Annotated in this window: 15 protein-coding genes, 1 tRNA gene and 1 pseudogene; 8 read left to right on the top strand and 9 right to left on the bottom strand. The window is 69.9% G+C overall.

Features of this window, described 5'->3' with window-relative positions:
- Positions 1–186 precede the first annotated feature (186 nt).
- The 6 genes from GPA10_RS21120 to GPA10_RS21095 all read left to right on the top strand — a co-directional run bounded on the left by GPA10_RS21120 (position 187) and on the right by GPA10_RS21095 (position 6,760).
- On the top strand, positions 187–1,155 hold the full coding sequence (locus GPA10_RS21120) for a sugar phosphate isomerase/epimerase family protein (RefSeq protein WP_425505795.1): 969 nt from the start codon (positions 187–189) through the stop codon (positions 1,153–1,155).
- Positions 1,152–1,880 (top strand): EboA domain-containing protein, encoded by a 729-nt coding sequence (locus GPA10_RS21115; RefSeq protein WP_343041169.1) that lies wholly within the window; start codon positions 1,152–1,154, stop codon positions 1,878–1,880. Before GPA10_RS21120 ends, GPA10_RS21115 begins: the two co-directional genes overlap by 4 nt.
- Entirely contained in the window at positions 1,880–2,728 is an 849-nt protein-coding gene (locus tag GPA10_RS21110; RefSeq protein WP_157166857.1) for a TatD family hydrolase, read from the top strand. Before GPA10_RS21115 ends, GPA10_RS21110 begins: the two co-directional genes overlap by 1 nt.
- Before the next feature lie 3 nt (positions 2,729–2,731).
- Entirely contained in the window at positions 2,732–3,940 is a 1,209-nt protein-coding gene (gene eboE / locus GPA10_RS21105) for a metabolite traffic protein EboE (protein ID WP_157166856.1), read from the top strand.
- Entirely contained in the window at positions 3,937–5,337 is a 1,401-nt protein-coding gene (locus GPA10_RS21100; RefSeq protein ID WP_157166855.1) for an alkaline phosphatase family protein, read from the top strand. The genes eboE and GPA10_RS21100 overlap by 4 nt, the downstream gene beginning before the upstream one ends.
- Positions 5,338–5,689: 352 nt before the next feature.
- Positions 5,690–6,760 carry a sugar phosphate isomerase/epimerase family protein gene (locus GPA10_RS21095; RefSeq protein WP_246259512.1) on the top strand — a complete coding sequence of 357 codons (1,071 nt, stop codon included), beginning with the start codon at positions 5,690–5,692 and terminating at the stop codon, positions 6,758–6,760.
- On the opposite strand, the pseudogene GPA10_RS42580 reads toward GPA10_RS21095, so the two are convergent.
- From GPA10_RS42580 to GPA10_RS21070, 6 genes and pseudogenes are all read right to left on the bottom strand, one after another.
- Positions 6,684–6,959, bottom strand: a pseudogene (locus GPA10_RS42580) (MFS transporter); the annotation flags it as partial. The gene GPA10_RS21095 and the pseudogene GPA10_RS42580 overlap by 77 nt on opposite strands.
- A gap of 1 nt (position 6,960) precedes the next feature.
- The gene (locus GPA10_RS21090; protein WP_157166854.1) at positions 6,961–8,349 is read right to left on the bottom strand and encodes an OFA family MFS transporter; all 1,389 of its coding nucleotides are present in this window, start codon (positions 8,347–8,349) and stop codon (positions 6,961–6,963) included.
- Between the two features lie 124 nt (positions 8,350–8,473).
- Positions 8,474–10,630, bottom strand: coding sequence for an acetate--CoA ligase family protein (locus GPA10_RS21085; protein WP_157166853.1), 2,157 nt, complete (start codon positions 10,628–10,630; stop codon positions 8,474–8,476).
- Positions 10,631–11,860 (bottom strand): formyl-CoA transferase, encoded by a 1,230-nt coding sequence (gene frc, locus GPA10_RS21080; RefSeq protein ID WP_343041168.1) that lies wholly within the window; start codon positions 11,858–11,860, stop codon positions 10,631–10,633. It abuts the gene before it with no gap.
- 12 nt (positions 11,861–11,872) lie between these two features.
- Positions 11,873–13,570, bottom strand: coding sequence for a thiamine pyrophosphate-binding protein (locus tag GPA10_RS21075; protein WP_157166852.1), 1,698 nt, complete (start codon positions 13,568–13,570; stop codon positions 11,873–11,875).
- A 435-nt stretch (positions 13,571–14,005) separates the two neighbouring features.
- Complete coding sequence (locus GPA10_RS21070) at positions 14,006–15,340, bottom strand: DUF2254 domain-containing protein (protein WP_157166851.1); 1,335 nt, start codon at positions 15,338–15,340, stop codon at positions 14,006–14,008.
- Positions 15,341–15,490: 150 nt separating this feature from the next.
- Here GPA10_RS21070 and GPA10_RS21065 point away from each other — a divergent pair.
- A tRNA-Leu gene (locus tag GPA10_RS21065) sits at positions 15,491–15,578 on the top strand.
- A gap of 14 nt (positions 15,579–15,592) precedes the next feature.
- On the opposite strand, the gene GPA10_RS21060 is transcribed toward GPA10_RS21065, so the two are convergent.
- Positions 15,593–16,861 carry a hypothetical protein gene (locus GPA10_RS21060; RefSeq protein ID WP_157166850.1) on the bottom strand — a complete coding sequence of 423 codons (1,269 nt, stop codon included), beginning with the start codon at positions 16,859–16,861 and terminating at the stop codon, positions 15,593–15,595.
- A 115-nt stretch (positions 16,862–16,976) separates the two neighbouring features.
- Between GPA10_RS21060 and GPA10_RS21055 the strand changes: the two genes are divergently transcribed.
- Complete coding sequence (locus GPA10_RS21055; protein ID WP_246259510.1) at positions 16,977–18,302, top strand: DUF3987 domain-containing protein; 1,326 nt, start codon at positions 16,977–16,979, stop codon at positions 18,300–18,302.
- Between the two features lie 77 nt (positions 18,303–18,379).
- Here GPA10_RS21055 and GPA10_RS21050 read toward each other — a convergent pair whose 3' ends face one another.
- Complete coding sequence (locus GPA10_RS21050) at positions 18,380–19,024, bottom strand: class I SAM-dependent methyltransferase (protein WP_157166849.1); 645 nt, start codon at positions 19,022–19,024, stop codon at positions 18,380–18,382.
- Positions 19,025–19,093: 69 nt separating this feature from the next.
- Complete coding sequence (locus GPA10_RS21045; protein ID WP_157166848.1) at positions 19,094–19,537, bottom strand: glycine-rich domain-containing protein; 444 nt, start codon at positions 19,535–19,537, stop codon at positions 19,094–19,096.
- Between the last annotated feature and the right edge of the window lie 422 nt (positions 19,538–19,959).

Here is a 19,959-nt window from a genome sequence, read left to right as displayed (position 1 = left end):
CCCGCGGGGGACCCGGGCACTCAGGCCCGGACGGCAGGTGCGGCCACGGAGAGGACTGTCCCCGCGACCGTGCCGGCGGATACCGCAGCCGTGCCGGCGGGCACCGCAGCCGTGGCGTCGGGCACCGTGGCCGCGTCCCCGGAAGCCCCCGGCCGCGAGCGGGTCGGCCAGGCACCGGGCGCGAACATCCCGGTACCCGCGAGGCCCCCCGCCCCGGGGGGCGCGGTCGCACCGGCGGGCCCCGCCTTCCCCGCCGCCCCCCTCCGCTTCGGCTACGGCACCAACGGCCTCACCGACCTGCGCCTCGACGACGCCCTCGGGCTGCTCGCCGACCTCGGCTACTCCGGTGTCGGACTGACCCTCGACCACATGCACCTCGACCCCCTCGCGCCCGACCTCGCCGCCCGCACCCGTCACGTGGCCCGGCGCCTGGACCGGCTCGGGCTCACCGTCACCGTCGAGACCGGCGCCCGCTACATCCTCGACCCCCGCCGCAAACACGGCCCCTCCCTCCTCGACCCCGACCCCGAACACCGCGCCCGGCGCGTACGTCTGCTCGTCCGCGCGGTCCAGGTCGCGGCCGACCTGGGCGCCCACGCCCTGCACTGCTTCAGCGGCATCACCCCCGAAGGCACCACCGAGGCCACCGCCTGGCAACGCCTCACCGACGCGCTCACCCCCGTCCTCGACGCCGCGTCCGGCGCCCACGTGCCGCTGGCCGTCGAACCCGAACCCGGCCATCTCCTCGCCACCCTCGCCGACTTCCACCACCTCCGCGGTCTCCTCGGCGACCCCGAGCCCCTCGGCCTCACCCTCGACATCGGGCACTGCCAGTGCCTGGAACCACAGTCGCCCGCCGACTGCGTCCGCGCCGCCGCGCCCTGGCTCCGGCACGTCCAGATCGAGGACATGCGCCGGGGCGTCCATGAACATCTTCCCTTCGGTGACGGCGAGATCGACTTCCCTCCCGTCCTGAGCGCCCTGTCCGCCACCGGCTACCAAGGGCTGACCGTCGTGGAACTGCCCCGCCACTCCCACGCGGGCCCCCGACTCGCCGCCCATTCCCTCGAGTTCCTGCGTCGAGCCGACCGTCACCGTCCAGCCGCGACCCCGGTCCCGGCCGATGGCACGGCGCCCCAGGGAGGACCCTCGTGACCGCCCCCTCCGTCGCCGAGCTCCACTCGCGCCTCGAAGCCGTCCTCGGCGGTGCCGCCCGCGCCTGGCTCGACCAGGCCACCGCCGAGGCCACCGTGGGCCCCGCCACCGACACCGGCCAGTCCGCCCACCTCCCCTCCCCAGGTCTCGCCGCCCCCGTGTGGGAGCTGCGCTTCGCCGAAGCCGGCCGCCGTTGCGGACCCGACCACGCCGACGCAGCCCGGCTCGTCCTCCTGCACGCCGCCCGCGCCGACACCGCCACCCTGATCAGGCTGTACGAACAGGGCACCGCCGCCGAACGCCGCGCCGTCCTGACCGCCCTGCCGCACCTGGTACCGGGCCCCGAAGCGCTGCCGTTGGTCGAGGACGCGCTCCGCACCAACGACACCCGGCTCGTCGCCACCGCCCTCGGCCCCTACGCGGCCACGCACCTGCCCCCGCACGACTGGCGTCACGCCGTCCTCAAGTGCCTGTTCACCGGGGTGCCCGTGGACTCCGTCGCCGACCTCGCCCGGCGTTCGCACGGCGACATCGAACTGGCCCGCATGCTCGGCGACTACGCCGCAGAGCGCACCGCCGCCGGCCGCACCGTCCCCGGCGATCTGTACCGGGTCCTCGCCCTGACCGACGCGCCGGACCCACCGGGCCCGGCCGCCACCCCTCCCGGCGTGCCCCAGCGCCACGCCGACCCCCTGACGTCCACCGGTGAGGAGCAGGAGTCCTGATGCGCATCTTCGACCCCCACATCCACATGACGTCCCGCACCACCGACGACTACGAGGCGATGTACGCCGCCGGTGTCCGCGCCGTCGTCGAGCCCGCCTTCTGGCTCGGCCAGCCCCGCACCTCGCCCGCCTCCTTCGTCGACTACTTCGACTCGCTCCTCGGCTGGGAACCCTTCCGCGCCGCCCAGTACGGCATCGCCCACCACTGCACCATCGCGCTGAACCCCAAGGAGGCGAACGACCCGCGGTGCGCACCCGTCCTCGACGTGCTGCCCCGCTACCTCGTCAAGGACAACGTCGTCGCCGTGGGGGAGATCGGCTACGACTCCATGACGCCCGCCGAGGACCACGCGCTCGCCGCCCAGCTGGGACTCGCCGCCGACCACGAACTGCCCGCCCTCGTCCACACCCCGCACCGGGACAAGCTGACAGGGCTGCGCCGCACCCTCGACGTCGTTCGCGAGTCCCCGCTGCCCCTGGAACGCGTCCTGATCGACCATCTCAACGAGACCACCGTCAAGGAGGCCAAGGACGCCGGGTGCTGGCTCGGATTCTCGGTCTACCCGGACACGAAGATGGACGAGGAGCGGATGGTCGCGATCCTGCGGGAGTACGGCCCCGATCAGGTCCTCGTCAACTCCGCGGCCGACTGGGGAAAGAGCGACCCGCTCAAGACCCGCAAGGTCGGCGACGCCATGCTGGACGCGGGATTCTCCGACGACGACGTCGACCGCGTCCTCTGGCGCAACCCCGTGGCCTTCTACGGGCTCAGCGGCCGCCTCGTCCTCGACGTCACCGACGCCGGACCGACGCACGAAGGCAACTCCATCCTGCGCGGCGGTGAGTGACCCATGCGCTTCCGGCACCCGGACGGCTCCACCGTCCACCTCGCCTACTGCACCAACGTCCACCCCGCCGAGACCCTCGACGGCGTGCTCGCCCAACTGCGGGACCACTGCGAGCCCGTCCGCAAACGGCTCGGCCGCGACCGCATCGGCATAGGCCTGTGGCTCGCCAAGGACGCCGCCCACGCGCTGGTCACCGACCTGGCCGCACTGCGCGGACTGCGCACCGAACTCGACCGGCGCGGCCTGGAGGTCGTCACACTCAACGGCTTCCCGTATGAGGGGTTCGGCGCCGAACAGGTCAAGTACCGCGTGTACAAACCGGACTGGGCCGACGCCGAGCGACTCGACCACACATCCGCCCTGGCCCGCGTCCTCGTCCAGCTGCTGCCGGACGACGTCACCGAGGGCACCATCTCCACGCTGCCGCTCGCCTGGCGAACCGCCTTCGACGCCGACCGCGCCGAGCAGGCCCACTCCGCCCTGCGGACGCTGGCACACCGCCTGGACGCCCTCGCCGAACTCACCGGCAAGTCCGTCCGCGTGGGCCTTGAACCCGAACCGGGCTGCACCGTCGAGACCACCGGCGACGCCATCGCCCCCCTCACCGCCGTCGGACACCACCGCATCGGCGTCTGCGTCGACACCTGCCACCTCGCCACCTCCTTCGAAGACCCCGCGACCGCCCTCGACGCACTCGGGACCGCCGGCATCCCCATCGTCAAGTCCCAGCTCTCCGCCGCCCTGCACGCCGAACACCCCCATCTGCCGGAAGTCCGCGCGGCACTCGCCGCCTTCGACGAACCCCGCTTCCTGCACCAGACCCGCACCCTGACCGGGGCACCCGGCGGCGCGGGCACCACCGGAACCCTCGTCGCCACCGCCCTGCGCGGCACCGACGACCTGGGCGAGGCCCTGACCCGCCGGACCCTGCCCGACTCGGCCCCCTGGCGGTCCCACTTCCACGTCCCCCTGCACGCGTCCCCCGCCGCGCCGCTCACCTCCACGCTCCCCGTCCTCAAGGACACCCTCACCCGGCTCGTCGGCGGCCCGCACCCGCGCACCCACCACCTCGAAGTCGAGACGTACACCTGGCAGGCCCTCCCGCCCGAGCTGCGCCCGCGCGCCCGCCCCCAGCTCGCCGACGGCATCGCCGCCGAACTCATCCTCGCCCGTGACCTCCTGACGGAACTCGGTCTGAAGGAACTGCCATGACACCTCCCGCCCAGGACCGTCCGACCCCGCTGCTCGTCCTCGACGTCGTCGGCCTCACCCCCCAGCTGCTCGACCACATGCCCCACCTCACGGCCCTCGCCCGGTCCGGTTCCCGCGCCCACCTCGGCACCGTCCTGCCAGCCGTCACCTGCGCCGCCCAGTCCACATTCCTCACCGGCACCACCCCCGCCGAACACGGCATCGTCGGCAACGGCTGGTACTTCCGCGAGCTCGGTGACGTACTGCTGTGGCGCCAGCACAACGGGCTCGTCGCCGGTGACAAGCTGTGGGACGCCGCCCGCCGCGCGCATCCCGGCTACACCGTCGCCAACATCTGCTGGTGGTACGCCATGGGCGCCGACACCGACTTCACCGTGACACCCAGGCCCGTCTACTACGCCGACGGCCGCAAGGAGCCCGACTGCTACACCCGACCCCCGGCCCTGCACGACGAACTCACCGCCAAGCTCGGCACGTTCCCCCTCTTCCACTTCTGGGGCCCTGGCGCCGACATCGTCTCCAGCCGCTGGATCGTGGACGCCACCCGCCACATCATCGGCACCCGCAGGCCTGACCTCGCCCTGTGCTACCTCCCTCATCTCGACTACGACCTGCAACGCTTCGGCCCCGACGACCCGCGCTCGCACCAGGCCGCCGCCGACCTGGACGCCACCCTCGCCCCACTCCTCGATCAGGCGAAGGCGGAGGGCCGTGTCGTCGTCGCCCTGTCCGAGTACGGCATCACCCGGGTGAGCCGGCCCGTGGACATCAACCGGGCGCTGCGCCGGGCCGGACTCCTCGAAGTGCACACCCAGGACGGCATGGAGTACCTCGACCCGATGGCGTCCCGCGCCTTCGCCGTCGCCGACCACCAGATCGCCCACGTCTACGTACGCAAACCGGAGGACCTGGCGGCCGCCCGCGCCGCGCTCGCGGACCTGCCGGGGATCGACCAGCTCCTCGACGACGAGGGCAAGAAGGCCCACCACCTGGACCACCCCCGCGCCGGGGAACTCGTCGCGGTCGCGGAGCCGGACGCCTGGTTCACGTACTACTACTGGCTCGACGACGCCCGCGCACCCGACTTCGCGCAGCTCGTCGAGATCCACCGCAAACCCGGCTACGACCCGGTCGAGCTCTTCATGGACCCCGAGGACCCCTATGTCCGCGTCAAGGCCGCGGGCGCCCTGGCCCGCAAGAAGCTCGGCATGCGCTACCGCATGGCGGTCGTGCCCCTCGACCCGTCACCTATTCGTGGCAGCCATGGCCGCCTCCCCGCGAGCGACGACCTCGATTCCGGACCGCTCATCCTGTGCTCCACCCCCCGAGCCGTCGACGGCCGCGTCGCGGCCACGGATGTGAAATCACTGCTGCTCCGGCTCGCCGGGCTGCACTGACTCCCGTCGAGCCCGCGGTACGCACGGACCCGACTCCACACGAGTCGGGTGCCGTGCCCCGCCATGCCCGGACCCGCATTCCGTCGAGCCCGGCCGATATCCACTGAACCAGACCAGGCCCGGCCCGCCATCAGGGTTTGTCCCCGGCTCCACCCCGATCCGTTCCTCGAACGGATCCCCGACCCACCCCCGAGTCCAGCCCCTTCGCAAGCCCACCCCTTTGCAGGCCCACCCCCTTTCCGTGCCCGCCCTCTCCTTCTCCGAGACCCCTTCCTTCTCCGAGTCCGCCCCTCTTCCCGAGTCCGCCCCTTTTCCGAGTCCGAATCTCCGAGTCCGACCCCAGGGAGAACCCATGAGCCGCAAGCACACGCCGGACGACCCCGAACTCGCCCAGAGACTCAGCCGGCGCGGCATGATCGGCGTCGCCGCGGGTGCCACCGCCGCGGCGCTCGTCGGCACCGCGGCCGCCGCGGGCCCCGCGTCCGCGACGACCGGCGCCGCCCCGCAGCCGACGGGCAAGGGGCGCGGCCGCCCCGTACTGCCGCCGGGCCGTCTCGGCATCCAGCTCTACAGCCTCCGCGACAAGGTCTCCACCGCCGGGTTCGCGACCGTCTTCGCCGAGCTGGAGCGTTACGGATACGACGAGATCGAGTTCGCCGGATACACCCAGGGCGCCGCGGGCCCCATCACTCTCGCCCAGTTGAAGAGGCTCGCGCACCACCACGGACTGCACCCGATCGGGAGCCACGTCGGCTACTACGACAACGGCAACCCGAACGCGTACACCTTCGCGCAGAACCTCACCAAGGTCCTGGACGACGCGGAGGCACTGGGCCTGAAGCACATCGGCACCGCGGCCGGGCCCTTCCGCCACGGCACGACCGTCGACGCCTGGAAGCGGGCAGCGGAGGACTTCAACACGTACGGCGAAGCGGCCCGCGCACGCGGCATGAAGTTCTACCAGCACAACCACGCCGAGGAGTTCTCCTTCGCCACGGACAAGCCGGACGTGCGGCTCTACGACGTCCTGCTCGCGGAGACCGATCCGGACCATGTGTTCCTGGAGATGGACGTCTACTGGGCGTACTCGGCGCAGTTCCGCTTCGGCAAGCAGGTGGACGGCACACCGCGTCCCTTCGACCCGCTGGACTACGTTCTGAAGCAGCCGCACCGCTACCCGTTGTTCCACGTGAAGGACGGCATCCGGGACGACTCCGCCCGTGACGGCTACCGCATGGTGGACGTGGGCGACGGCGACATCGACTACAAGAGGTTCCTGTCGAAGGTGACCGCGCGCACCCATGGAGGGCGCCGCTACCACCACTGGCAGACCGAGCACGACAACAGGTGTTCGACGACGTCCAGTGGTGTGCAGCGGACAGGGTGTGCTCGGCGGCTCCGTAGGCGTACTCGAAGACACTGATGGCGATCATGGCCAGCCAGGGCAGGACCACCATCGTCCAGCGGGGGCGGCCGAGGATGTCCCGGTCGCTCTCACCGATGCGGTAGACGCGGCCGCGCGCGTCCGTGACTTCCCTGAAGCGCGGGTGGGACGAGAACTGAGGATGTGACGCGTCCGCGCGGCCGGACGCGCCACGTGCGGCGAAGGGCTCCGCCGTCATATCAAGCCATCTCCTCACCGAGAGGTTGCGGATTGGGTGTGATGTTCTTGGCTCGCGGTCTTCCCGGCTGAGAAAGGAAGAGCGCAATGAATCCGGCGAACAACGAGATGGATCCGGCCAGGGTGAATGCCCCGGTGTGACCCCAGTGGCTCACCACCACGGACCCCAGGCCGGAGCCGAGCAGACCGGAGACCAGCTTGGAGCTGTAGACCAGGCCGTAGTTGGAGGCGTTGTTGTTCTCACCGAAGTAGTCCGCGGTCATGGCCGCGAACATCGGGAAGATGGCGCCCCCGCCGAATCCGGAGATACTGGAGAAGATCAGGAACATGGGGAGGTTCCCGATGTCGGCGGCCCACAGAATTCCGTACTGCGCGAGACCGAGGACGACGCAGACGAAGATCAGGCAGCGTTTTCGCCCGTAGCGGTCCGAGAGCCAGCCGATGACGCCGCGGCCGGTGCCGTTCACGACGGCCTTGAGCGACATCGCCGTGGCGACGACACCGCCGGCGAAACCGGCTTCCTCGCCGATGTCCACCTGGAACGCGATGCCGAAGATGTTCACGCCCGAAGTGCACAGCAGACAGAACCACATCAGCGCCACGCGGCCGGTCTGCCAGGCCTCCTTGGGCGTGTACTGCCGTACCGCGGGCGGATTCATCCGCAGCGCGCGGCGGGCCCGCGGGTCGCTCGGCGGCCGCAGCGGGTCCACCGCCGCGGGCCACCAGTTCTTCGGCGGGTCCTGGAAGAAACAGCCCGCCGCGGCGACCGTCGCGGCCAGGAGGAGACCGGCGCCGACAAGGACCCAGCGGAAATTCGTGAGGTCCATGTAGCCGGTGAAGAGGAAGACGAACGGCACCGAACCGTAGGCGAATCCACCATTGACGAAACCTGTCTTGCCGCCCTTCCGCTCCGGATACCACTTGCCCACCATGTTCACGCAGGTCGCGTACACCATTCCCGCGCCCGTGCCGCTGAACATGCCGAAGCCGATATAGGCGACGACGACATGCGGCGCGAAGGCCAGGGACAAGTAGCCCAAAAGCGTGCCGAACGCGCCGAACATCATGGCCCAGCGCGCGGGAAGTCTGCCGCTCTCCCGCAGTCTGCCCGTCGGGAAGGCCACCGCGGCCTGGAAGAACACCCAGACCCCCAGCATCCAGAAGATGTGCAGACTGCTCCAGGAATGCGCGGTGTGCAGCGTGTCCTCGGCGGACGCGAAAGCGTATTCGGCGGAACTGATGCCCATCATGCCGACCCACGGCAGAATGACCATCCATTTCCGCTTGCGGCCCATGATGTCGATGTCGGTCTCGCCGACCCGGTACACCCGGCCGCCCGCGTCCCTCACCTCCCGGTAGGGGACGGCTGTGCGCAGTTCTGTTGTCGTCATGTCGCTCAAGCACCCCTTGCGTCGAAAAGATCCTGGCCGGCGCCCCCTGTCCACTTCCTTTCGCGTGCGCACGGGTTCCGGGGACGGCCGGCGCGCACCGCCGGCCGGCCCGTACCGGCTCACCTCATCGATCGCCCCCGAGGAGCCCCGCGGCGCGCGCCCACCGGTACTTCGCACCGAGCACCGCCACGGGCTGTTCCGTCGTGTACGGATAGGCCACGACACCCCGCTCGAACAGGTACCGGCAGGCCTCCTCCACCTCGACGTCACCCGCGAGCGACGCGACGACCGGCTTGTCGATGCCGCGGGCGCGGAACTCCTCGATCACGCGGGCCGTTGATTCGGCGAAGACCATGGGAGGGGTGACGATGGTGTGCCAGTAGCCCAGCACGAGCGCGTGGACACGCGCATCCTCCAGGCCGAGCCGGATCGTCGCCTCGTACGTCGAGGGGGGCTCGCCGCCGGTGATGTCGACGGGGTTGCCCGCGGCGCCGAACGGCGGGATGAACGCACGGAAGGACGCGTCCAGGTCGGCCGGTATCTCCATGAGCCGCAGGCCGTTGTCGGTCACCGCGTCGGAGAGCAGCACGCCCGAGCCGCCCGCCCCGGTGATGATGACGACGTTGTCGCCCTTCGGCGTCGGCAGGACCGGCAGCGCACGCGCGTACTCCAGCATCTCCCGCAGCCCCGGGGCCCGGACGACCCCGGCCTGCCGCAGGATGTCGTCGTAGACGGCGTCGTCCCCCGCCAGCGCGCCGGTGTGGGAGCCCGCGGCCCTGGCGCCCGCTGCGGTGCGCCCCGCCTTGAGGACCACGACGGGCTTCTTCGGCACGGTGGCGCGCGCCGCCTCGACGAACGCCCGGCCGTCCTTGAGGTCCTCCAGGTGCATCGCGACGCAACGCGTGTCGGCGTCCTCGCCGAACCAGGTGAGGAAGTCGTCCTCGTCGAGGTCGGACTTGTTGCCGAGTCCGACGATCGCCGAGACCCCCGTGTTCGTGGCGCGGGCGAAGCCGAGGATCGCCATGCCGATGCCACCGGACTGCGAGGTGAGCGCCACCGGGCCCTTGACGTCGTAGGGCGTGCAGAACGTGGCGCACAGGCCCTGCCACGTCGCGTAGTAGCCGTAGATGTTCGGCCCGAGCAGCCGCACACCGTGCCGTTCCCCGATCGCCACCAGCTCGTCCTGGAGGCCCTGTTCACCGGTCTCCGCGAAGCCGGAGGGGATGAGCACCGCGTTCGGGACGCCCTTGCGGCCGACCTCCTCCAGCGCGCTCGCGACGAACTTGGCAGGGATGGCGAAGACCGCCACATCCACCTCGCCGGGGATGTCCGTGACGCTCTTGTACGCCTTGCGGCCCTCGATGTCGTCGGCCCGCGGGTTCACCGGATGGATCTCTCCGGAGAAGCCGCCGTCGATGAGATTGCGCATCACCGAATTGCCGATCTTGCCCGGCTCGTTGGAGGCACCGATCACGGCGACGGAGCGGGGCCGCATCAGGCGCCGCATCGAAGCGAGGATCTCCGCGCGCGTGTACGTGCGCCGCGGTGCCGGAGCCCGGTCGGCGAGGAGGACGCGGACGTCCGCGGCGAGCGCCCCCCGCGGGGTCGCCACGACCGGGTTGAGGTCGACCTCCGCGATTTCCGGGAACTCGGTGACCAGCTGCGACACCCGGCGTATCTGCTCGGCGACGGCCCCCCGGTCGACACCCGGCGCGCCCCGGACGCCCCGCAGCACCTGAGCCGCCCGGATCGAGTCGAGCATGGACAGTGCCTCGTCCGCGTCGACGGGCGCGAGCCGGAACGTGACGTCCTTGTGGACCTCGACGAGCACTCCGCCGAGTCCGAAGGCGACGACCTTTCCGAACGTCGGATCGGTGACCGCGCCCACGATCACCTCCTGCGCGGCGGGCCCCGACGGCAGCAACTCCTGCACCTGCACGCCCTCGATGTGCGCCACGGGCGCGTACGCGCGGGCCGCGGCGACGATCCGGTGGAACGCGGCACGCACGTCCGCGGCGCCCGCCACGCCCACGACCACGCCGCCCGCCTCGGTCTTGTGCAGGATGTCCGGCGAGACGATCTTCATGACCACGGGCCCGTCGAAGCGTGCCGCGCGGGCCACCGCCTCCTCGACGTCCCGCGCGAGTTCCTCGCCGGGCACGGCGATGCCGTACGCGTCCGCGAGGACCTTCGCCTCCGGCGCCGTCAGCGCGGTCCGTCCGTCGGCGCGCACGGCGTCGAGCAGGGCGCGCACCCGCTCCTTGCGGTCCTCGGCAGGCAATCAGATCACTCCGTCCGTCTTGAGCAGGCGCAGCTCCTCGCCGCCGAGGCCGAGCTCGCCCATGAACACCTCTTCGTTGTGCTCGCCGAGCAGCGGCGAGCCGACCACGTCGACGGGGGAGTCGGAGAGCTTGAGGGGCGACCCCACGGTTGTGAAGGAGCCGCGCTCGGGGTGCGCCACCTCGACGACCATCCCGTCGGCCGCCAGCGAGGCGTCCTCGAGGATCTCCTTGGTGGACAGGATCGGGCCGCACGGGATGTCGTGGGCGTTGAGCCGCTCCAGGACCTCCCACTTGGGCAGCGTCGAGGACCACTCCTCGATGAGCTGGAACATCTTGCCGAGCTTCGGGAGCCGTGCCTCCGGGGTGGCCCACTCGGGGTCCTCGGCCAGCTCCGGGCGGCCGATGAGCTCGGAGAGGGGCTTCCAGCCCACGGGCTGCACGATGACGTACACGTAGTCGTTGGGGCCACCCGGGGCGCACTTGACGGCCCATCCGGGCTGCCCGCCGCCCGAGGCGTTGCCGGAGCGCGGCACGGCGTCCCCGAAGTCCTCGTTCGGGTACTCGGCGAGCGGCCCGTGGGCGAGGCGCTGCTGGTCGCGCAGCTTGACGCGGCACAGGTTGAGCACGGCGTGCTGCATGGCGACGTTGACGCGCTGCCCACGTCCCGTGGTCTCCCTCTGGAAGAGGGCGGCCAGGATGCCCGCGACGACGTGGATGCCCGTCCCGGAGTCGCCGATCTGCGCACCGGTGGCGAGCGGCGGACCGTCCTCGAACCCGGTGGTCGACATGGAGCCGCCCATGGCCTGCGCCACGACTTCGTAGGCCTTGAAGTTGGTGTACGGCCCCTCTCCGAAGCCCTTGATCGAGGCGTAGACGATGCGCGGGTTGATCTCCCGGATGCGCTCCCAGGTGAAGCCCATGCGGTCCACGGCGCCCGGCCCGAAGTTCTCGACCAGCACGTCGGAGCGGCGGATCAGCTCCGTGAGGAGTTCCTTGCCGCGTTCCGTCTTGGTGTTGAGGGTGATGCTCCGCTTGTTGCAGTTGAGCATCGTGAAGTACAGCGAGTCCACACCGGGCACATCGCGCAGCTGCTTGCGCGTGATGTCTCCGGAGGGCGCCTCCAGCTTCACCACGTCCGCTCCGAGCCAGCCGAGCAGCTGGGTGGCGGAGGGCCCGGACTGGACGTGGGTCATGTCCAGGACGCGGATTCCTTCGAGAGCCTTGGTCACGGCCGTGTCACCTCACTTGTACATCGTCTGGTTCATGGTTCCGGGGGCGTACGCGTCCGGGTCGACCCACACGTTGACGAGCGAGGGCTTGCCGGACTCACGGGCGCGGCGCAGGGCGGGGCCGATGTCGGCGGGGTCGCGGACCTCCTCGCCGTGGCCGCCGAGCATCCGGGCGAACTCGTCGTAGTGGACGTCGCCGAGGGTGTTGCCGACCCGCTCGCGCTCCTCGCCGTACTTGGCCCGCTGGCCGTAGCGGATCTGGTTCATCGAGGAGTTGTTGCCGACGATGCCGACGAAGGGCAGGTCGTAGCGGACGAGCGTCTCGAAGTCCCAGCCCGTGAGACTGAAGGCGCCGTCTCCGAAGAGGGCCACCACCTCCTTGTCGGGCCGGGCCTGCTTGGCGGCGAGCACGAAGGGGATGCCGACGCCGAGCGTGCCGAGCGGTCCGGGGTCCATCCAGTGGCCCGGCGCCTTGGGCTGCACGACCTGCCCGGAGAAGGTCACGATGTCGCCGCCGTCGCCGATGTACACGGAGTCCTCGGTGAGGAAGTCGTTGATCTCACTCACCAGGCGGTACGGGTGGATGGGGGAGGCGTCGGAGCGCAGGCTCGGCAGCCGCTTCTCCAGCGCCGTCCGCTCGGCGGCCCGCAGCTCGTCCAGCCACTCCTTGCGCCGCGCCGCACCGCCGTTCAGGCGCCCGGACGCGGCCTCGGTCACCGACTTCAGGATCAGCCCAGCGTCCCCGACGATGCCGAGGTCGATGTCGCGGTTCTTGCCGACGGTGCGGTAGTCGAGGTCGATCTGGACGACCGTCGCCTCCGGAGAGAGCCTTCTGCCGTACCCCATGCGGAAGTCGAAGGGCGTACCGACGACGACGATCACATCGGCATGGGAGAAGGCGTACCGCCGTGAGAGCTGGAAGTGGTGCGGGTCCCCGGGCGGCAGCGTGCCGCGGCCCGCGCCGTTCATGTAGGCGGGCACATTGAGGGCGCGGACGAGTTCGACCGCCGCCGCCGTGCCCCGGGTCGTCCACACCTGGCTGCCGAGAAGGACGGCCGGTTTCTCCGCGTGCACGAGCAGATCGGCGAGCTTCTCGACGGCCTCGGGGTCGCCGGCCGAGCGCGTCGAGGCCCGGTAGTGCCCCGCGCGCGGCACGCGGGCCCTCTCCACGGGGACCTCGGCGTCGAGCACGTCGCGGGGGATCTCCAGGAAGGAGGGCCCGGGAGCGCCGTGATAGCACTCGCGGAACGCCATCGACACCATGTCGGCCGCGCGTGCCGTGTCGGGGACGGTCGCCGCGAACTTGGTGATGGGCGTCATCATGTCGACGTGCGGCAGGTCCTGAAGTGACCCCATCTTGTGCTGGGCGTGGGCTCCTTGGCCGCCGATGAGCAGCATCGGGGACTCCGCGCGGAAGGCGTTCGCGACGCCCGTGACGGCGTCGGTGGTGCCGGGCCCGGCCGTCACCACGGCACACCCGGGCTTGCCGGTGATCCGCGCGTACCCGTCGGCGGCGTGTGCGGCGACCTGCTCGTGGCGTACGTCGACGACGTCGATGCCCTCGTCGACGCAGCCGTCGTAGATGTCGATGATGTGGCCGCCGCAGAGGGTGTAGATGACCTCCACGCCCTCGGCCTTGAGGGCCTTGGCGACCAGGTGTCCGCCGGAGATGAGGGTATGTGTGTCGCTGCTGCTGCTGTCGTCGGGCATGGCGAAGTTCCTGTCCCTTCGTAGGGGGGCGGTGCGCTTCGTAGGCGTTGATCCGGCTGTGCGGTGGATTCGGCTGTGCCGTTGGTTCGGCTGTGCGGGGGGATCCGGCTGTGCCGTTGGTTCAGCTGCGCCAATCGGTTCAGCTGCACTGAGGGGCCTTCGCAGCACATTGCATACAGTCGACGAATACTGTATGAAACCCGTTATCCCTCATCCGGTGGATGCTGTTCAAGGGGTGCAGGGCGTTTTCCGGACATGCGTCGGAAGGGCCATGTACCGGCATCGGGCGAGGGAACTCCGCGCGGTATGCGGCATCCTGATGCCGCGGGCGGAGGTCGCGGTGGACCGTTCCGCCGGAAGGTTTGTCGCAATCACTCCCTCGGCGGCAGGGCGCGAGAGGGCGCGACCGTGTGCGGCAGGGCACCCCTGGTCGCGTCAGCCGATGCCCTGCCGGTCGGGCAGCAGCGCGAAGGCGCGGTCCGCCGCCTCCGGCACCAGGCGTTCCACGGCCTGCTCCAGGAGCGCCCGGTGCCGGAGCAGCGGAGCCCGGCGGGCTTCGGGCGCGAGCAGGAGCAGATCGTCGAGCCCGGCGAGCATGCGCCGGGTGACCTGGGGGTGGTCCGCGGCGCAGCAGCGGATCTCGGTGAGGCCGAGGTCCACGAGGTCCCGCCAGTCGGGCACGGGCTGAACCAGGCGCACGTCTCCGCGCCGGTCGCGATGGCGCAGCGCGCCCAGGGGGTAACCGGCGACGGCCGCCAGGAACTGCACGATGCGGTCCAGTGCCTGCACGGCGGTCGTCGGGTCGTTGACGGAGGTGGACAGGGCCCGCAGGGCGATGTCGGACAGTTGGCGCAGCCCGAAGCCGAGGTCCTGGTGGAAGGTGCGTTCCACGCCGACATGCACCGTGTACCGCAGGGCGCGGCGGCCGGGCGACGGTCCGCCGTGCACCGCGAACACCGGCGTGCCCGGCACCACGAAGTCCCCGATGCGGGGCAGCAGCCGCAGGACGACGCCCTGGCGCCGGGCCGCCCGCACGGCTCGCGCGATGTTGATGTCACGCAGCACACCGGCCCGGCCCTCGTGAGTGATCCGTGCCGTCTCGGGCCCGAGCTGTCCATGATCTGGTGCGTGCTCCGCCGGATGTCGCACGGCCACCCGCAGCGACTCGCGGGCGATGCGGTCGATGACGAAGCCGATGCGCATCATCCGCAGCGTGCCGTTCACGTACGCGATGAAAAGGAGCAGGCTCAGGAGGACCATCAGGAAGGCGAGCACGGCCTCGACCAGCGGCACGTTCGACACCAGGCGGGGGTCCTGCTCGCTCTCGAACGACGTCAGCGTCATCAGCGAGAACAGGAACGTCGCGAGGAAGACCGTCAGGGTGAGCTTCGTGATCCGGGAGCGGACGTAGAGCCGTACCACCCGGGGGCTGAACTGGCCGCTGGCCATCTGCACGGCGACCAGCGAGATGCTGAAGACGACACCGATGAAGGTCATCATCGCCGACCCGATGGTGCTGATGACCACCTTCACGTCCTCGGCGAGCCGGTTCAGGTCCGCGAGGGTGTCGTACTCCTGCTCGTCCTGGAGCAGCCGCACCAGCGCGGTGTCCAGCTCCGCGGCACCCCACCACAGCAGGAGCGCGCCGACCAGCCCCGCTGTCGGCGCGAACCACATCGTGTCCCGCAGATGCTCACGCAGCGGGGACAGCATCCGGGGTCGGCGGACCCGCCCGTCACTCGGCGCACCCGTAAGCAAACCGTCACTCATGGTGAAACCCTAGGTGCGTCCGCGCGGGAACGCGGGCGGCGCGCGGCTGCCCGCCCGACCACAGGGATACGCAGGTGAAAGGCACTCCGAAACCTTGGTATTGTTGTCTTCGTCGCCGCGGGGAACACCCCGCAGGGCGGCAGACGCCTAGTCCGGGTGGCGGAATGGCAGACGCGCTAGCTTGAGGTGCTAGTGCCCTTTATCGGGCGTGGGGGTTCAAGTCCCCCCTCGGACACCAGCAAGAACAGCCCCTCAGCAGGGGCTTTCTTCATTTCCGGGCAGTGGCGTGACCAACGGCCCAGAGAGTTTCCTGGTCAGATCAGGGATGACAGATCGATTCGGGCCGCACTGGACGCGGCCAGCTTCTTGGCTCCCTCGGCGCGGCGCCTGCCGTAGCGCGTCATGGTGTAGCCCGGCGAGTGGTGCCAGGCGTTGGCGGAGACTCTCTATCGGGTTCTCGTGGTTGTCGAGATCGTTTGTGATCTTCGAGGCCCGCCAGTCGTGCAGCCGGAAGCCGTCCGGCAGCTTCATCCGCGCACGGGCTGTGCGCCAGCGGGCAGAGACCTTCTCCGGATCCTGCGGCCCTCCCGCCGTGCGCCCCTTCTGGAGCTTGAAGCCGTCGCGGGCGAACACCAGGCCGTGCTCCACCCACAGTGCCCCCAGCCGTTCCTTCTGGGCCTGCTGGCGCCCCCGCTGCCATTTGAGGACGTTCATCAGGGCCTGGTCGACATAGATGATCGCGTGGTCGTCTCCGTCCTTGGTGAGCTTGCGCAGCCGGTAGGTGTTGCCTTCCTCGACCACGACCCAGGCCAGTTCGATGGCGCAGTCGTCCCAGTGGATGAGGTCCCACATCCATCCCAGGGTTTCGCTGCGGCGGCAGGAGGTGGCCGCGTAGGACGTCCACAGCGGAGCATCCCGCAGGCAGTGATGCGTCAGGCCGCCGTCACAGGCCCGGTTGCCACACGGCTCCCAGATCTGGCCCAGGAAATGCGCCGTCTCCTGATCATTGAGCGTCGGGAAGTCGGGCTGAGCCGCCTTGATCTGCCGCTCCGTGGGCGGATGGGCGGCGTGGGCCGGGTTGACCGTCAGGAGCTTCCTGGGGCCGGTGACGGAGTCCAGAGCGGCCGAGATGATGTTGTGGACGTGACGGACGCTCTTGGGGCCCAGGGGCTTGTTGTCGTTGGCCTCGATGGGCTTGGCCTCCAGGAGCCGGTACAGGTCGTCCAGGCGCTCGTCGGTCACCTCCACTACCTTCACCGTTCCTATGTGGGGCTTGATGTGCAGCCGGGTCTTCGGCTCGTAGCCTTCCCTGGTGGTGTCCTCGCCCCGGTGCTTGGCGAGCCAGGAGTCCATGGGCTGGCTCATGGTCATGTCGGAGCGGGGGGTGAGCGTTCCCGCTTCGTGATCACTGAGCCAGTGGCGCAGCGCCCGTTCCGCTTCCGTCTTGGTCTTGTAGTCGCGGCCTATCCAGTAGCGCTCCTTCGTGCCTGTCGCCGGGTTGAAGTGGAGCGGGGTACGCACCCCTCGCAGGTGTTGAGTCTGCCCTTACGCGGGATCTCCACCGGAGTCCCCCGAGCTTGTTTCCGCGCTTCGTCACGTGGGTTGGTTGCCTTCCTTCTAGCCGAATGGACCTGCCTTGCGGGCGTTCGAGAAGATCGCCCCGTACCTGGAAACGGACCCGCTGGGGGTCTACGTGGCCGCCCTGTCGATGTGGTCGGCCGCCATCGGCGGCACGGTCAAGGTCTCGTCCCGGGGCTCTGCCCGGCCGGTACTGCTGTGGTCGGCCCTAGTGGCCGGTACGGGCGGGGGCAAGGGGACCGCGCTGCGTGCTGCCCTGCATGTCCTGGACGCGCCTGTGGGCCGCTTCCTGGCCACGCACACCACGTCCGGGATCACATCCGGGGCGAGCATGGTCAATCACCTGTGGGAGCAGCAGGAAGCGACCGCCGAGTCAGAGCACGGGCGGGACGTGCGGACTCTGGTGGTCGAAGAGGAATGGTCGGAAGTGCTGCGCAGGGTCAGGCGGGATGCGTCGTTCACGACCAAGCTCCGGGCAGCGTGGGACGGGGCCACGCTGCGCAACACCACCAAGGAAGAGGCTCAGGAAGTCCGGGACCCGGCCATGGTTCTGCACTGCCACGTCACCCCCTCCGACTGGAGCAAGTACGTGGGGGAGTTGGAAGCGGCCGGGGGCTCGTACAACCGCATTCTTCCCTTCCTGCTCGGCACCGTGCCCATGCTCGATGACGACCGGGTGAGTCTGCCCAGGGTTGATGGACACGAACTGTCGGACGCCTACGGGTGGGCGACCGCCCGGCCACGTGCGATCACACTTGGGGAAGACGCCCGTCCCCTGTGGCGGATCGTGCGCCGGTACGCGCGCATCCTGGGCGAGACCCTGCCCGAAGAGCAGGCCGTGTTCATCGAGCGCACCGCAGAGCGGACGCTCAGGGTCGCGGCCTGCCTGGCCGCCTCCGACTGCTCCCAGACCATCACGGAAGAGATCCTGTCGGCCGCCTTCAGCCTGGTTCGCCGCTCCGTGCGTGACGCGGTGCGGATCAGCAAGGGGGCCGATGCCTCGAAGGTGAGGCGTGAGCCGCTCAGCCTGGCGGCCAAGGTCCGGGCACGGATCGACATGCACGGCGGCCGGGCCACCTCGTCTCAGGTCCTCCCGTACGTCGGGGCATCGGCCGCTGAGGTCAAGGAACTGCCCGGCATCGTCGTCACGCAGGAACGGAACGGGGTCGGCCGTCCGGCCGTCGTGTTCACGCTCGCCGACGACAGTTCCTGTGACGCTCCGTCCACCGTGACCCTCCAGCCGGCGAAGCGGACAGAAACGGACCGTAATGGGAATGGGGGCGCCGTTGTTTCGATGGACGCGTACCGCCCGGCGCCCACACCCGCCGCTGAACCGAAGCGCCCGGAACCGATCGACGCCAACCCCTTCCCAGCACTCCTCTAACCAATCAAAGAAGCGCCCCGGCCTCCTGGCCGGGGCGTTCTTACTTGCTGTGAGGGGAAGGGACCGACCCACGTCCCTCATGTCTCGGCGCGCACAACCAACGTCCCTTCGCCTTCACTGTCTGGAGGGTCGATGATCCCTGCCGTGACGTGGGTGAAGCGGGCCGACTCCAACAGGGCTGCCCACTCATGCGGGGAGTAGTCCCAACGCGAAACCGTCCGCGCCTCTCGGAGCGGTTGCCTCGGTCGCGGGTCAGCACTCGGCGGCCTGTGCGAGAACGCGAACACTCCACCAGCGGACAGGGCTTGACGTACCAACGGCAGAAGCGTTGCCGGATCTGTGAACCACGCGGGCCCGAAGATCGACAGCACCACGTCGAAGTTGTCGGGGCGGTCGGTCAGGAACTCCGTCGCCTCGGCCGTCTGGAAGGTGAGGCCGGGGACGGTACCCCAGCGTGCTTCCGCCTTGGCTCGTTGGCTGGGTGCGACGTCGATACCGACACACTGAGCCCCCAGCATCGCGAGATGGGCAAGGTTGCAGCCGGTACCGCATCCCAGTTCCAGCACCCGGCGCCCGCATACCGGGCCGAGTAGGGACTCGTCGGGGCCGTGGTCGGGGTACTGGGTCCAGTTGACCCACGTTGTGGCGCCAGCGGCGTTCACGTCCCTTCTGGGGGTTCTGCCTGCGGCGTACCGTTCCCACGCAGCGGTGACCGCCTCCATGCCATTCCTTTCACGCCTAGTGGCTCCCCCCGGTGAGAAGGGGGAGCCACCGGCCTTCACTCGGCTCTGTCAGGTGACAGGGCTATCCGTACAGCAGGCGTGGCACTGGTTACAGTCCGCTGCCTTGGCGTTCCACAGCTCCTGGTCGATGACGAATCCGGCATCCCTGATGGCCTGGATCGTGGCCTTGAGGACGTAGGGCTGACTGACCTTCTCTTCGGGGAGGTGCGGAACGTGGTGGATGTACTGTCCCGCGTGCTTGAGGCAGAAGGCCGTGTAGTTGATCGTGTCGAGCACGAACGTGTGAACACCGAAGTCCACGAGTCGTGCCGGGCCCATGTCCACGTCGCGGCGTTCGGCGGACGCGACCAAGTAGGCGATCGTCTGGCCGAAGGTACGTACGGCCAGTTCGCGGTCCATGTCGTGGTCGCGCATGATGAGCCGTACTTGGCGTTCCCAGACCTCCGGCGTTACACAGGTCCGGGGGTCTCGTGTTTCGAGTGCTGTTGCCATGGTGCGTCTCCTCCTGTCGGAGTGGTGCACTGCACTTGCTGACCCGATCGGCCGACTCCGCTTCACGGTTGCGTGCGACCGACCGGGCGTTGTACCCCGCTCCCCACCGGGAGGCTTCACCGGTCGGGACCGGGAACTCACGGATACGTCCAGGGAAGCTTTCCGACAGCCGCCATGACCAGGAGAACGACGCACGTCCCCCAAGTCAGCAGGAGGAAGACCCCGCCCCAGAACGCGCCGTCATGAGCGCCCTTCCAGCCCCGCAACCGGCTCATCTTCCGCCCCTGATGGCCGCAAGGCCGCGCACGTTGCGGTTGTGCCTGGCCAGGGCAGCGAGCTGAATCTCTTCCCGGTGACTGGCTGCCCGGACAGCGACGGTCCGGGTAGACCAGCGAAGTCCGGACGGTCGTTTCAGGGTCACC

Source organism: Streptomyces typhae (assembly GCF_009755605.1).
GTDB classification, from domain to species: Bacteria; Actinomycetota; Actinomycetes; order Streptomycetales; family Streptomycetaceae; genus Streptomyces; species Streptomyces typhae.
The sequence above is the reverse complement of the archived record's forward strand: the minus strand, read 5'-3'. Positions and strand labels throughout refer to the sequence as shown.